Origin of the sequence: uncultured Bradyrhizobium sp. (assembly GCF_936928535.1) — a bacterium.
Taxonomy (GTDB): domain Bacteria; phylum Pseudomonadota; class Alphaproteobacteria; order Rhizobiales; family Xanthobacteraceae; genus Bradyrhizobium.
The window spans coordinates 18,598-32,583 of the sequence record NZ_CAKZHY010000133.1 but is presented as its reverse complement, the minus strand read 5'-3'; the positions used below and the strand labels follow the sequence as shown (position 1 = coordinate 32,583).

Below are 13,986 nucleotides of genomic sequence, written 5' to 3'. Positions count from 1 at the left end.
CGATCCGATCAAACCTGACAAAGCTCTTGTGCCACGGGGGCCGTCCACATATGGGGTCCCCGATCAAAATCTGGGAGATCAACGAGGCCGCTTCGGCCTTTATGAGTCGATCCTGCAGCGGTTGACTATCGATGGTCCCAAGGCGCAGGGCTGGTACACGTTCTTGAATACGACCGTGGCCGACCACCGGACCTCGTTCCAGGACTACCAGATCTCCTGGGGCGTCAAGCACACGGGAACGTTCGCCTCGCGCCCCGATGATGAAGTCGGCTTCGCGGTTGGCACGACGCATGTGAACTCGGCAGCCCTTGGCCCGAATGCGGGCGGTAACGAAGTTCCGTTCGAAGTCTGGTACGGATTGCAGGCGACAGGCTGGATGAACCTCAAGTTCGACGCCCAGTACGTGGTCAATCCTGGCGGGCGCGGGTTTAACGCCGCCGGTGTGAAGACCGACAACGCGTGGGTGCTCGGCCTGCGCAGCGTGGTCCACTTCTGAGGCGATGGTCGGGCGCCCGCGTTAGAGCATAGGACGCTCTTCATTCACTCCGTCACGGCTGCGCCACGCGGACAGCAACCGGTCGAGTTCGTGCCGAACGTTGTCCACGACGCTGGCCCAGTCGTCGCGTTTCGGCTGCCTGAACAGCCGCATCGACCGATACCACGGGCTGTCGTCGCGATTGAGCAGCCAGCGCCAATCCGGATTGAAGGGAAGCATCGTCCAGACAGGTAGACCAAGCGCGCCGGTGAGGTGAACGACGCTGGTGTCGACCGAGATCACGAGGTCGAGACAGGACACCAGCGCCGCGGTCTCGCTGAAATCCGTGAGCTGCTCGGTCAGGTCGACAATGTCGGAGCGTGCGGCAAGGAAGTCGCGGTCCTGCTCGCGGATGCCTTTCTGCAAGGAGACGAACTGGGCCCCACAATCGAGCAGCGGCACAAGCGCGCGTAGCGCGATCGATCGGTTGTGATCGTTCTTGTGGCCGGGATCTCCGGACCAGACGAGGCCGACGCGGAAGCGCGTGCGGGGACCGAGCCGGCTCCGCCACGCCGTCACGTGCTCCGCCCGTGGCGCAGGAAGATAGCGGTGCGCGAACGGAATCGTATCGGGGCGGGTCCCGAACGCCAGCGGGAGACTGCCGAGTGGGCAATGCAGATCGAACGCCAAGGACGGCGTCGACGATCGGTCGATACAATCTGCAACGCCGCTGATCCCGGCCAGCAGCTGCCGGACTGCAGATTTGACCTCCAGGATGACCCGAGCCCCGAGCGCGGCCACCATGGGCGCGTAACGCGCGAACTGGATGGAATCGCCCATGGCCTCGTCGGCATGAAGCAGGATGGTCTTGCCCGCGAGCGGCTGGTCGCCAAGCCAGCGCGCTTGCGAAAATCCACGCTCTGCAAGGCCCAGAGACGGCGCTGTCCAGCGGGCCTCGCGTCCCGGCCAGCCGCGCTCGAAGTCTCCGGTCAGCATCTGCAGCAGCGCGAGATTCCAGATTGTATCCGCATTGTCGGGGGCGACCGTCAGCGACCGGTGAAACGTCGCGAAAGCCTCATCCAGCAATTGCAGGCTCCACAGCGTCCGCGCCTTTTCGTTCAGCGCCGCGGAAAAGTCAGGACGAAGCGCGAGCGCGCGATCGAAGCTTGCGAAAGCCTGCTCCATCCGGCCCAGTCTCGCATGCAGCGTGCCGAGATTCTTGTGCGTCTCGGCCTCGTCAGGGTTGAGCGCGATGGACCGCTCGAAGTCGGCCTGCGCCTCCGCAAACCGGCCCAGCCGCTGCAGGCAGAGGCCGCGCGTCTGATACAGCGGCGCGACACCCGGGTTGAGCTTTTCGAATGCGTTGAAGCATTCCAGGGCTTCGGCATAGCGGCCGAGATTGAACAGCGATTGGCCTTGTTTCGCTGCCTCCAGACTCTTCGCAGTCTGCAGATGATGCGGCCCGGCCTTTGGCAAATGTTTGGCCGCGGCCCGGCGCTCTTGGCGGTTCATAAGCTGACCAGAAATGGAGACGACGTCCCGTCGCGTATTTTCCGGTGTCAGGCTGGTGCCAAGCTGGCGCAGCCTAAGAAAGGCCGGCGCAGCCTGAAAGGACTCTCGCGCAAGCAAAGAGGCCGCCTTTACGGCGGCCTCTCATTTGTTCTTACCAACGGTCCGGACCAACGCCGATCGTCACGCCCGGGCCGTCATAGCCACGGTCGTAGTAGCCACGATCATAATAGGTGCGGGCCGGTGCCCGATAATAGCCATAACTATCGCGCCACCTTCCGTGGCGGTAGTGACGGCAATCGCCGACGCCGGCCATCAACTGACCGCCGCTCATGGCGGGGCCTTCGGCGCCGACCGCGGTGCTGCTCGAGCTTGTGCAGGGACCCGGGCCCTGAGCAAAGCTCGGGGTCGCGATTGCAGTCGCTGCGATTGCCGCGGCGATGATGCCAATGCTTGGAACATTCATGTCTGTCCTCCAGTTTTGAGGTGGATCAACGACGCGAAACTGCCGACGTTCCCTGCAATGCGCTGATGCGAAGGAGGTGGAACACGCGACCTCGGTTCCAGCCAGGTCCAGCGTCAGCGGGACGGAGTTCCCTGAGGATCGCGCTCGGCCAGGAACTGACTGACGGCGTCGAAGGCCTGCATCCGGTTCTTTTCGAGCAGCACCATGTGGGTGCCTTCGCCGATTTCCACCCAACGCCGGTATGGCGCCCGTGTGAGCGAAGTGAAGAAATCCTGCATCGTGGCCATGGTCACGTCGCGGTCCCATTCGGCGTGAACGAGCAGCACGGGCACGCGAATGTCGTTTGCGTCGTAGAACGCTTTGCCGGCGGCCCAGTAATCGCGGATATCCTGGATCGGTCCATTCACCGCGCGCATCACGCGGGGGTGCTCGCTGTTGCCTTGCGGATCGGTTGCGAGCGAGGCTTCGGCCCAGCGCTCGAACCAGCCCTCGGGGATCAGGCTCGCGCGTGCCGCTTCCGGCGCCGCGCCGAGCCAGCGCTCCCTGAAATCGAGCACCGCAACTTTGCGGTAGGCGCCGAGCGCACCGCCGGAATCGATCCGCGCAGGCGTGTTCAGCAGCCACGGCGGCGCGATCAGCGCGAGCTTCAAGACCTTGTCGTTATTGCCTGCGGTATAGGCACCGGCCACCGAGCCGCCCCAGGACATCGCGACGAGATTGAGGCGTGGGATGCCGCGATACGTGAGGATATGATCGACCGCGCTGGCGAGGTCGCGCACCGCGACATCGGTGCCAACGAGCGGCGCAGAGTCCTGCGCCAGGGCGTCCATTTCCGGCGGCCGGGTCGATCCGCCATAGCCGCGCACGTCGAGTGCGAACACGTCAAAGCCCTGAGCGGCGAGATGATCCATGAAGGAGCGGCCACCGACCGGCACGTCGAAAAGACTGGCCGACGAATAGGTCGCGCCATGGACCATCAAGATGGTCCGCTCGGCGGAAAAAGCCTTCTGCGCGCGAGCGCGCTTGTTGCGCAGGTGAAGCGAAATGCCTGACGTGTCGCTCGGGATCATGAAATCCTCGACCACGAGATCGGGGCTGTATCCATGCGCAGGATTGGTCTGGTCCATCGTCATCTCCTTCGGTCAGAGGAATTGCCAGGCAAAGCGCTCGCCGCTGCGCGTGATGCGGCCGGCGGACGACTGCGCGAAATGGGTGGTGAAGATTGTTGCGCCTGTCGCGGCCGCGTCCTCCAGCACGACATTGCGCGAGCGGAGGGCGGCCTCGGGGAATTCGCAGAAGCAGGAATTGAGCTGGGGCTCATAGACCTGGAGCGGGTGATGCATCACGTCGCCCGCGAACAGCGCCTGCTCGCCGCGCGAGACGAGGCGGATCGAGGCATGGTCGACGCTGTGGCCCGGCGTCGGGATGAACGAAAGTCCCTCCAGGACTTCGCTGCCGTCGACGGTGACGAGCCGGGCCAGGCCGGCATCGATCACCGGCCGCACGCTGTCGTCATAGACGCGATCGGCGGGCTTGCGCAGCGCAGGGCCCAACGCTGGATTGGCCGCTGGTTCCTCACCATTGGCCAGGCTCTCGCCATAGGCCTGCTCGATGCGAGAGAAGATGTAGGTCGCGTTGGGAAAGGTCGGCGTCCAGCGTCCGTCGACGAGGCGTGTGTTCCAGCCGACGTGATCGGCGTGGACGTGGGTGAGGAGCACATGGTCGATCTCCTCCGGCGTGACGCCGGCAGCGGCCAGCCGCGCGAGGAACGGCTCATTGAGCCGGTGCAGCGGCGGAATCTCGGGCCTGTTCTTGTCGTTGCCGGTGGCCGTATCGATCAGGATCGTGTGGCGCGGCGTTTTGACGAGCCAGCTGTGGATGCTCTGGATGAATGTGCCGGTCGCAGGATCGAACGAGCCAGCCTCGAGCCGTACCCGCTGGCGCTCGAGCGCCGCTGGGTCCGCGCCGGGATAGAGCGTGTCGAACTGAAACGCTGCGAGCGACAGCTCGTCGATCCGCGTGATGGCTGCATCGCCGATGCGATAAGTCTTCGTCTCCTTCACTGAGGGATCCTCCGCTTCGGTCGGCGCCGGACGCGGCGTGATTGCCGACGTTCCGGACCTGCCGCCGTGGCTGTGAGGTACGGGCTGGCTCGCGCGCTCGGGAGGGCCGTGGGCTCGATAGGTCTCATCGATGCCGGTGATGTCAGGACCTTCCGGCGGTCCGCCTTTTCATGCCGGCGTGAAGGCCTTAAACCTCTCTCGGTGCGGCTCATGCGGCCGCGATTGTCAGCCTTGGACCGGAGGTGCCTCGATGGCGGATGTCGAACGCGGCCCGGGCCGGCCGGCCGACGATGCCGACCTTGCCGAGATCGACCTCGGCCTGTTGCTCGCGCTGGAGGCGCTGCTGCGCGAGCGCAACGTTACCCGTGCGGCATCGCGGCTGAATATCGGGCAGCCGGCGCTGTCGGCCCGGCTGAACCGATTGCGGCAGGTGTTCGACGATCCGCTGTTCGTGCCGGCGACGGCGGGCCGGGGCGTCGTGCCGACAGCGCGAGCCGTGGAGCTGCAGACGGAACTTTCCGAAGTGCTCGGCAGGCTGCGCCGCATGGTGGAGGGGCCGGCCGCCTTCGATCCCGCGCGGGACCAGCGCACCTTTGTCGTTGCCATTCACGAGAATCCGGCGGTGACGCTGGCGCCAGGTTTCACTGCCCAGTTGATGGCGATGGCGCCCCGTACGCGGCTTGCCCTTGTCCACCCCACGTCCGATATCGTCGATCGGCTCGAACGCGGCGAGATCGATCTCCTGATCACAGGGCCCGGCGGGACCAGCGGCGAGCTGATGCAGCGTCCGCTGTTCGAGGACAGCTTCCTGACCGCGCAGCGCAAGGGCCACCCGCGCGGCACCGGCACGCTCGATCTCGACGCGTTTTGCGCGGCCGACCATCTGCTGATCTCCGCAGACGGCGGCGGCTTTTCGGGCTTGGTCGATGACGCGCTGTCCGCGCTCGGCCGCACCAGGCGCGTCGCCGTCTCGATTCAGACCTATGCGCTTGCCCCTGTCATCCTCGCGCACAGCGATTGCATCTGCACGCTACCGCGGCGATTTCTGATGCGCTTCGCCCACGAGCTCGACCTCACGCCGCCGCCGCTGGATCTGCCGCCGGCGCGCATCGTCGCGCTCTGGCACCCGCGCAACCAGGAGGATGCAGGTCACGCCTGGTTGCGTGATCGCCTCTATCAGGCGGCCGCCGCCACTTGATTTCAGCAATCGCGTGGATGAGCCGAGCTCGCGTTTGACAAAGCCGACATAGCAGCTACCTTCGGTTCGCTTGCAAGAAGAAGCACGTTGCGCAAAGCGTGCAATGGCAGGCGGTCAATTTGTGTCATCGGCCGGTCACACGCGCCTCAATTGACACGTGGTCAGGGAGGACAAGTCATGAGCGGCTTCGCGCTGTCGCGTCGTTCATTGATCAGAGCCGGTATCGGCGGTGCAACATTGGTGGGCCTCGGCGGCCTGCCCGCGGCGGCGGGGGCGATGCGGCTGCGCATGTTCTGGTGGGGCGCCAAGGAACGGGCGGAGCGCACCGAGAAGGTCAATCAGCTCTATCTGAGCGGCCATCCGGACATGACGATATCAGGCGAAACGCTGGGCTGGACCGACTATTGGGCGCGGCTTGCGACGCAAACCGCCGGTCGCAATGCGCCCGACGTGCTGCAGATGGATTACCGCTACATCTTCGAATACGCGCGTCGCGGTGCGCTGCTGCCGCTCGATGCTTACGTGCCGAAAGCGCTCAACCTTGCGGATTTCAGCCCGGCTGCGGTCAACAGCGGCAAGGTCGACGGCAAGATCTACGGCGTCAGCCTCGGCCTCAACTCGACGGCGATGGTCTACGATAAGGGCCTGATCCAGAGTCTCGGTCTGAAAGAGCCGGTCTGGAACATGACGTGGAGCGAGATCGGCGATCTGGCCGCCGAGGTCACCAAGGCCGCCAAGCGCGACGGTTTCACCGGCATGGAGGACGGCGGTGGCAACGAGCCGCTGCTCGAGGTCTGGCTCGCCCAGCGCGGCAAGTCGCTGTACACGAGCGAGGGCAAGGTCGGCTACGACGACAAGGACATGACCGGGTGGCTTGCGTTCTGGAGCGACATGCGCAAGCGCGGCGCCAGCGCCGCGCCTGATGTCCAGGCGCTTGATCGCGGTGAGATCGACTCCAACCTGTTGTCGCTTGGCAAGGTCGCCATGACATTTGCCCACTCCAACCAGCTGGTCGGCTTCCAGGCCATCAACAAGAGCAAGCTCGGCCTGTCGACGTTCCCCGATGGCGGACAGGGCGCGAAGCCCGGCCAGTATCTGAAGCCGGCCATGATGTGGAGCGTCTCGGCGCAGTCGAAACAGGCCGAGGCGGCGGTTCAGCTGGTCAGTTACTTCATTGCCGACCTTGAGGCCGGCAAGCTGCTCGGTGTCGAGCGCGGCGTGCCGGCGTCGTCAGCTGTGCGCAATGTCGTGACGCCGACGCTCGACGACCTCGGCCGCGCCATGGTCGAGTACATCAGCCTGATCAGCGACAAGGTCGGGCCATTGCCGCCGCCGCCGCCGCGCGGTGCCGGCGAGATCCAGAGCGTGCTCCGGCGCGTCAACGAGCAGGTCGGTTTCAACAAGCTGACGCCCGCCGACGGCGCCAAGCAGTTCGTCACTGAAGCGTCCGCCGTGCTGGCCCGCGGATAGCAGCAGTGGCCGATACGCTGATCGATGCTGCGACTTCGAGGCAGGCTTTGCCGGCGGCACGCGCACCCGAGACGTCCTGGCGCGACAGTGCAACGGGTTACCTGTTTCTCGCACCCTGGCTGATCGGCTTTTTCGGGCTGACGCTGGGACCGGCGCTGGTCTCGCTGTATCTGTCGTTCACGGATTACGATCTGCTCAGCAACCCGCGCTGGGTCGGTGCCGCCAATTATGTGCGTATCGCCACCAGCGATCCCAAGTTCAGCGCGGCGATGCACGTCACCTTCCTCTATGTGGCGCTCTCGGTGCCATTCAAGCTCGCCTTCGCGCTGCTGGTGGCCATGATGCTGAACCGGGGCTTGCGCGGCCTGCCGCTGTACCGGGCGATCTTCTATCTGCCGTCGCTGATCGGCGCCAGCGTGGCCGTCTCGGTGCTGTGGCGCCAGGTGTTTGCCGGCGACGGCTTGCTCAACCAGGCGCTGAAGCTCGTCGGCATTCACGGACCGAGCTGGATCTCCAATCCCGACACCGCCCTCTACACGCTGGTGGCGTTGGCCGTGTGGCAGTTCGGCTCGCCGATGATCATCTTCCTCGCGGGCCTCCGCCAGATTCCGAAGGACGTCTATGAGGCCGCCGAGATCGACGGCGCCAGCCGCAACCAGCAATTCTGGCGGATCACGCTGCCGCTGCTGACCCCGGTGCTGTTCTTCAACCTCGTGGTGCAGACCATCGACGCGTTCAAGGCGTTCACGCCGGCCTTCATCATCAGTGGCGGCACCGGCGGGCCGATCGACGCGACGCTGTTCTATACCCTCTATCTCTACCAGGAGGCCTTTGCTTATTTCCGCATGGGCTATGCCTCCGCGCTGGCCTGGGTGCTGGTGGTGATCATCGCGGCCTTCACCGCGCTGTCCTTCCTGTCATCGCGCTACTGGGTGCACTACGATGGTTGATCTCGCCACGCAGGATGAGGTTTCACCCCCTCGCAATCGAGGCGGCCGCACGCTGCTCTATCACGTCGTGCTGTGCCTCGCCTCGATCGCCATGCTGTATCCGCTGCTGTGGATGCTGGCGAGCTCGTTCAAGCCGGACAGCGACATCTTCGGCGACGCATCGCTTTTGCCGCGCCATTTCAGCCTCGCCGCCTACTGGCGCGGCTGGTCCGGGCTGCAAGTGACGTTCGGACAATTCTTCCTGAACTCGCTCGTGGTGTCGCTGTGCAGCGTGGTGGGCAACGTGATGTCGTGCTCGCTGGCGGCTTACGCGTTCGCCCGACTGAAGTTCCGCGGCCAGAAATTCTGGTTTGCGCTGATGCTCGGCACCCTGATGCTGCCGTACCATGTCACCTTGATCCCGCAATACATCCTGTTCCTCAATCTCGACTGGGTCGACACCTTCCTGCCGCTGATCGTGCCGAAATTCCTCGCGGTGGACGCCTTCTTCATCTTCCTTCTGGTGCAGTTCTTCCGCTCCATCCCGCGAGAGCTCGACGAGGCCGCGATGATCGACGGCTGCGGTCCCTGGCGCATCTACTGGATCGTGATCCTGCCGCTGTCGATTCCTGCGCTCGCGACGGCCGCAATCTTCACCTTCATCTGGACCTGGGACGACTTCTTCGGGCCACTGATCTACCTGAACGACATGAATTCCTACACGGTGCAGCTCGGCCTGCGCAGCTTCGTCGATTCCACCGGAAAATCCGACTGGGGCGCCCTGTTCGCGATGTCGACGCTGACGCTGTTGCCGCTGTTCGTCTTCTTCCTGTTCTTCCAGCGTCTCCTGATCGACGGCATCGCCACGACAGGGCTGAAGGGCTGACGGCTGCCAACCAAGGACAAAAAGCATGAGCAAACTGCGTTTCGCCGCGATCGGCATCAATCACGCCCACATCTATGGCCAGGTCGATTGCCTTCTGCGCGCCGGCGCTGAGCTGGTCGGCTTTCATGCCGTCGAGGACGATCTCGCCCAGGCCTTCGCGGCGAAATATCCGCAAGCGCCGCGCGTGGCCGAGAAAGCGCGCTTGCTCGAGGATAAGACCATCGCCCTGATCCTCTCATCAGGCATTCCCGCCGACCGCGCCCCGCTCGGCATCGAGGTGATGCGCCACGGCAAGGACTATATGAGCGACAAGCCCGGCATGACGTCGCTGGAGCAATTGGCCGAGGTGCGCAAGGTGCAGGCCGAGACCAAGCGGATCTATTCGGTTTGCTACTCCGAGCATTTCGAGACCCGCTCCACCGTGAAGGCCGGCGAGCTGATCGCGGCAGGCGCGATCGGCAAGGTCATCAACACCGTCGGGCTCGGCCCGCACAAGCTGAAGAACCTGCCGCGGCCCGACTGGTTCTATTCGCGCGAGCGCACCGGCGGCGTGTTGACCGACATCGCCTCGCATCAGTGCGAGCAGTTCCTGTTTTTCGCCGATGCACTGGATGCCAGGGTCGTCAGCGCGACAGTCGCCAACCGTGCCAATCCCGACAGGCCGGAGTTGCAGGATTTCGGCGAGATGCTGCTGCAGACCGGCGATGTCACCGGCTACATCCGCGTCGACTGGTTCACCCCCGACGGCCTGCCCAATTGGGGCGATGGCCGGATCACCATTCTCGGCACCGAAGGCTACATGGAGCTACGCAAGTATATCGATATTGCCGGGCAGGGCGGCATCGATCATCTCATCATGGTCGATCGCAAGGGTGTGCACCGGATCGACTGTTCCAACGTCGAGCTCCCCTATGGCCGCCAGCTCATCGCGGACGTGCGTGATCGCACCGAGACCGCGATCCCGCAGGCACGCTGCTTCAAGGCCATGGAGCTGGCGCTGACCGCGCAGGCGATGGCGGAAAGGGCTTAAGAGAATGTCGAAGCGTCATACAGTCGCCGTCATCGGCCTCGGCATCGGCCGCAGCCATATCGCCGAGGGTTATGCGCGTTTGCGCGATCAGTTCGATCTGCAGGTGATCTGCGACCTCAACGAGGAACGCCTCGCCAGCGTCGGAGACGAGTTCGAGGTCGCGCGCCGCACCACCTCGTTCGACGAGGTGCTGGGCATGGATGACATCGACATCGTCGATATCTGCACGCCGCCGACGCTGCACTTTTCGCAAGTCATGGCCGCGCTTGCCGCCGGCAAGCAGGTGATCTGCGAAAAGCCGCTGGTCGGCTCGCTGCACGAGGTCGACCAGCTCGCCGCCGCGGAGGCCACCTCGCGCGGGCGCATCATGCCGGTGTTCCAGTATCGTTTCGGCAACGGCTTGCAGAAGGCACGGCGCATCAGCGAGCTCGGCCTTGCCGGCAAGCCGTATCTGGCGACCATCGAGACCGCCTGGCTGCGCGGCGCGGCCTATTATGCCGTGCCGTGGCGCGGCCGTTTCGCGACCGAATTGGGCGGAGCGCTGCTCACCCACGCGATCCATTCTCACGACATCCTGACCTGGCTGATGGGCGACATTGCCTCGGTCTATGCGCGCACCGCAACGCGCGTGAATGCCATCGAGGTCGAAGACTGCGCAGTGGCGAGCCTCGTGATGCAAAGCGGCGCGCTGGCCTCGCTGGCCGCGACACTGGGATCGGCAAAGGAAATCAGCCGTATCAGGCTGTGTTTCGAGCACGTCACCTTCGAGAGCTCGCTTGCGCCCTATGCGCCCGGCGACGATCCCTGGCAGATCATCGCGACCTCGCCGGAGGCAGAGATGCGGATCGGCAAGGCGCTTGAAGGCTTCGCCTTCGTGCCCTCGCGATTCGAAGGCTTCCTGGCGGCCTATCACCAGGCGCTGGAAACCGGCGGTCCGCTGCCGGTTACGCTGGAGGACGCGCGGCGTTCGCTGGAGCTGATCACCGCCCTCTATCACGCCGCCGAAACAGGCACGGCGGTGGCGCTGCCGATCGACAAGGACCATCCGAAGTACCGCAGTTGGCGCCCGGGAGCAGGGGCCGCACCGCAGCGGTGAGGCGAAAACGGGTTCCTTTGTCTTACCTTCGCCATGCTTGAGCGCTGCCATACGGCAGTTCGTGTGGCCGAGGAGGCGACAATGGTGAGGACGATAGCGATCGGCTTTCTTGCTGCAACACTTTACGCCACGCCGCTGGACGCGGAGCCGGCCGATGCGGTGTCACCGGCGATCACCAAGCCGAACAACGATGCGACATTGCGTCCGCCGCACGCACGACCCCCGGCACCACGCCGCGTCCCTCCGGCAACCGATTCCACGACGGATCAGCCGCGCCGGTAAGGTGATCACGCGCGGGGACCGTCGGCTGCGGCGCGAACCCGCGATGCCTAGCTCGACATCAGCGCGCGCGCGGCGCGGGCGAGGCGGCGACCGACGGTCTTCTGCCGCAGCGCCTCGGTCCAGTCGAACATGCTCGAATTGACGTCGTAGTCGCCGCGCTGGGCGTCCGGGATCGCGCCGGCCACGATGCGTGCGATCAGTTGCGGCAATTCCCGGTAGAAGGCATCGGTGCGATAGGGTGGGTGGAGCGAATAGAGCCCGGCGCCTGACCCGAGGAAGTCGATGCGGCAAAGTTGCTTGCGTATCATGGCCGCGGAGATGATCTCCTCGGCCGGCATCGTCAGCGGCGACTGGCGAAACAGTTTTGCGCGAATCCGGCGCTTGAGATTCGGACGCACCAGCTCCAGCGCGCCGATCGATGCATCGAACTTGGTCTGATCGAGCACGAAGATCCGCGTGCTCACGGTGCGAAAGCGGTAAGCCGGGTAGGCGGCCTTGAGCCGCTGGGGCGGCTGGATGCCGGATAATCCCGGGAAGCCTCCGTGCAGATCGCCGAGCGTGCCGTCGGCGCGGGGCGGACCGGGAAGCGGTCCGGCGAACAGCGCATCCGGCGTCGTCTTCAGCCAGCCGATTGCCTCCTCCAGCCAGACCTGGCTGCCGCCGCCGAACAGCATGTCGCTGTCCATGTGCACCACATAATCCGCGTTGGCCTTCGACAGACCATAGAAATAGGCGTGGAACGGCCCGCCATCGAAGGCCTTTTCCGGATAGGCGCGAGATGTCGAGAAATAGCGTTGCCGCACCGCCTCGAGCGCATCAGTCGAATAGTCGACCTCGGAGATTTCGGCCTTCGGCGACTTCAGCGAGATGGACTCCAGCAGCGCAAACAGGCGTCCGCGGCACTCTTCGTAAGCCTGACCCGTGTAGCGACCGCTCTTGCTCTGCTTGGTGTCGACGGTGAAGACGATACGATCGACCTGATCGCCCCACACGTCGAGCTGATGCGGAAGGGTGTGGACCGCATGGCGCACGTCGAGCGGATGCAAATTGATCTGAAGCGCGGATCTGACCTGCATCTCATCTCTCCTTGCCGGCGGACGGAGCGGTTGCGTCCGTGACCGGCTCGTCTATCCGCAAAATATCAAAGATGGCCCTCTGCAGGAGGCAATTTCGCACTGCTTCGTTAATGACCGGCCGCAGGCGAGCTGCGCGCGTGGGCCTGAGCCGAATGGTTACTCAGTTATTAACGCGCAGCGCGGTGTCCAGCGTCAGAACGGATTGCCAGAAGAGATCGAACAGCTCGCAAGCCCCGCCGACACAGACTCGAATTCGACATTGCCGCCGGTCGCTATGCTGCGAACCACGGCCGTCTTGGCGCCTCTCGGCATCCCGGTCACGACGCTCGCCGTGCAGCTCGAAAAATCCGGGCTGAAGCTGATCTCGGTATGACGCCCGGCGCCGCCAAACGCGCTGTTGGCAACGATCCTCGTGCCATTGAATGCAGCGGAGCGCGCTTCCACGAAGCCGTTACGGCCGGTCGTGCCGGTCGCATCGGCCGATCCAAAGCCCGCGCCGGAGCCGCCCTTGGCCGTTGAGCGAGTGAACAGATGCCCCTCGGTGCTGATGTAGATGACGACGATGTAGGGAATGGTGACGGGCTTGAACGGACCGGACTGCCCGTCGCGCTGGCTGCGCGTCTCGTTCCAGCTCAGCGTCACCGATTTGCCGTACAATTGCTTTGGCGGCGCGGCTTCCGCGGTGCATGTCAAGGCGAGCAACATCGCCGCAGCGACCATTGCCGAGCTGGTCGGGCTTGCGATCATGTCAAATGTCCCTGGTCCCGGGTGAACGCCGTCCAATGATTGACGGACGCGTTCGCGTTTGCAAGCGGGCAATGGATACGACTGCGCCTTGAGGCGAATGGCGCGATTGGCCCGTTCGCCGGGCTGACCGTGCCTGAGCAGGGCATCGCACATCGCCTTGACGGACCCCGCGTTCATTGGCCTTATTTCCGGAGTTCGCAAGGGATGCGCATCTGATGAACGGCTGGCGATGCATTGCAACATGGGTGGGGTTGGCGGTGGGGCTCTCGATCGTCCCGTCGGGGAGCCATGCCGCAAGCGTCGTCCTGATCACGACGGAGGAGGCTCGTCTTGCGCCGGCCCGGCAGCTCGCGTCATCGCGCGGCATCTTCCGGGCCCCGCGGATTGAAGTCGGCGAACAGCTGAGCGGCCCGGTGCACTCGCCCATCCACTTCAAACTGATCTTTCGGGCCTTCGGCGGCTCGAGCATCGATCCGGGCTCGGTCTCGGTCACCTACCTCAAGAGTACGGACGTCGATCTGACGCCGCGGATTCGTCCGTTCTTGACGAGCGGGGGCATCGAGATTCCTGAAGCCGAGGTTCCGCCGGGCAATCACGTCATCAAGGTTTCCGTCCATGATAGCGATGGACGCGAAGGAACGACCCAATTTTCCTTAACCGTTAATCCGGCGGATTAGGCGGGCCGCCGGGAATCCGGGGGAGGCGGGTAGCTCCGCGGCTTGGCTGGCCGATGCCGCCGGTCTATAATTGCCCATTAAG

General features: G+C 64.5%; 14 protein-coding genes and 1 pseudogene. 9 read left to right on the top strand and 6 right to left on the bottom strand.

Features of this window, described 5'->3' with window-relative positions:
* Positions 1 to 496: carbohydrate porin (locus Q0687_RS27275; RefSeq protein WP_298883970.1), on the top strand; the 496-nt coding region annotated here is incomplete at its 5' end.
* 21 nt (positions 497 to 517) lie between these two features.
* Here the strand turns inward: Q0687_RS27275 and Q0687_RS27270 are convergent.
* From Q0687_RS27270 to Q0687_RS27255, 4 genes are all read right to left on the bottom strand, one after another.
* On the bottom strand, positions 518 to 1,987 hold the full coding sequence (locus tag Q0687_RS27270; RefSeq protein WP_298883967.1) for a tetratricopeptide repeat-containing glycosyltransferase family protein: 1,470 nt from the start codon (positions 1,985 to 1,987) through the stop codon (positions 518 to 520).
* Positions 1,988 to 2,138: 151 nt separating this feature from the next.
* Positions 2,139 to 2,450 (bottom strand): hypothetical protein, encoded by a 312-nt coding sequence (locus Q0687_RS27265; protein ID WP_298883965.1) that lies wholly within the window; start codon positions 2,448 to 2,450, stop codon positions 2,139 to 2,141.
* Positions 2,451 to 2,563: 113 nt separating this feature from the next.
* Positions 2,564 to 3,577, bottom strand: a complete 1,014-nt coding sequence (locus Q0687_RS27260; protein WP_363323995.1) for an alpha/beta hydrolase — start codon at positions 3,575 to 3,577, stop codon at positions 2,564 to 2,566.
* A gap of 15 nt (positions 3,578 to 3,592) precedes the next feature.
* Positions 3,593 to 4,513 (bottom strand): MBL fold metallo-hydrolase, encoded by a 921-nt coding sequence (locus Q0687_RS27255; protein WP_298883960.1) that lies wholly within the window; start codon positions 4,511 to 4,513, stop codon positions 3,593 to 3,595.
* A 250-nt stretch (positions 4,514 to 4,763) separates the two neighbouring features.
* Here Q0687_RS27255 and Q0687_RS27250 point away from each other — a divergent pair, with 250 nt between their 5' ends.
* From Q0687_RS27250 to Q0687_RS27220, 7 genes and pseudogenes are all read left to right on the top strand, one after another.
* Positions 4,764 to 5,711, top strand: coding sequence for a LysR family transcriptional regulator (locus Q0687_RS27250; RefSeq protein ID WP_298883958.1), 948 nt, complete (start codon positions 4,764 to 4,766; stop codon positions 5,709 to 5,711).
* A 177-nt stretch (positions 5,712 to 5,888) separates the two neighbouring features.
* Positions 5,889 to 7,181 (top strand): ABC transporter substrate-binding protein, encoded by a 1,293-nt coding sequence (locus Q0687_RS27245; RefSeq protein ID WP_298883955.1) that lies wholly within the window; start codon positions 5,889 to 5,891, stop codon positions 7,179 to 7,181.
* 86 nt (positions 7,182 to 7,267) lie between these two features.
* Positions 7,268 to 8,131 (top strand): annotated as a pseudogene (locus Q0687_RS27240) (sugar ABC transporter permease); the annotation flags it as partial.
* A gap of 91 nt (positions 8,132 to 8,222) precedes the next feature.
* Complete coding sequence (locus tag Q0687_RS27235) at positions 8,223 to 8,996, top strand: carbohydrate ABC transporter permease (protein WP_298883973.1); 774 nt, start codon at positions 8,223 to 8,225, stop codon at positions 8,994 to 8,996.
* A gap of 25 nt (positions 8,997 to 9,021) precedes the next feature.
* A complete protein-coding gene (locus Q0687_RS27230) occupies positions 9,022 to 10,026 on the top strand; it encodes a Gfo/Idh/MocA family oxidoreductase (RefSeq protein ID WP_298883952.1) in 1,005 nt (334 codons plus the stop codon).
* A gap of 4 nt (positions 10,027 to 10,030) precedes the next feature.
* Positions 10,031 to 11,122 (top strand): Gfo/Idh/MocA family oxidoreductase, encoded by a 1,092-nt coding sequence (locus tag Q0687_RS27225; RefSeq protein ID WP_298883950.1) that lies wholly within the window; start codon positions 10,031 to 10,033, stop codon positions 11,120 to 11,122.
* Between the two features lie 81 nt (positions 11,123 to 11,203).
* On the top strand, positions 11,204 to 11,404 hold the full coding sequence (locus tag Q0687_RS27220; protein ID WP_298883948.1) for a hypothetical protein: 201 nt from the start codon (positions 11,204 to 11,206) through the stop codon (positions 11,402 to 11,404).
* A 47-nt stretch (positions 11,405 to 11,451) separates the two neighbouring features.
* Here Q0687_RS27220 and Q0687_RS27215 read toward each other — a convergent pair whose 3' ends face one another.
* Entirely contained in the window at positions 11,452 to 12,480 is a 1,029-nt protein-coding gene (locus Q0687_RS27215) for a glycosyltransferase family A protein (protein ID WP_298883946.1), read from the bottom strand.
* Between the two features lie 192 nt (positions 12,481 to 12,672).
* On the bottom strand, positions 12,673 to 13,227 hold the full coding sequence (locus tag Q0687_RS27210; protein WP_298883944.1) for a hypothetical protein: 555 nt from the start codon (positions 13,225 to 13,227) through the stop codon (positions 12,673 to 12,675).
* A 215-nt stretch (positions 13,228 to 13,442) separates the two neighbouring features.
* Between Q0687_RS27210 and Q0687_RS27205 the strand changes: the two genes are divergently transcribed.
* Positions 13,443 to 13,904, top strand: coding sequence for a hypothetical protein (locus Q0687_RS27205; RefSeq protein ID WP_298883942.1), 462 nt, complete (start codon positions 13,443 to 13,445; stop codon positions 13,902 to 13,904).
* The last annotated feature ends 82 nt before the right edge of the window (positions 13,905 to 13,986 follow it).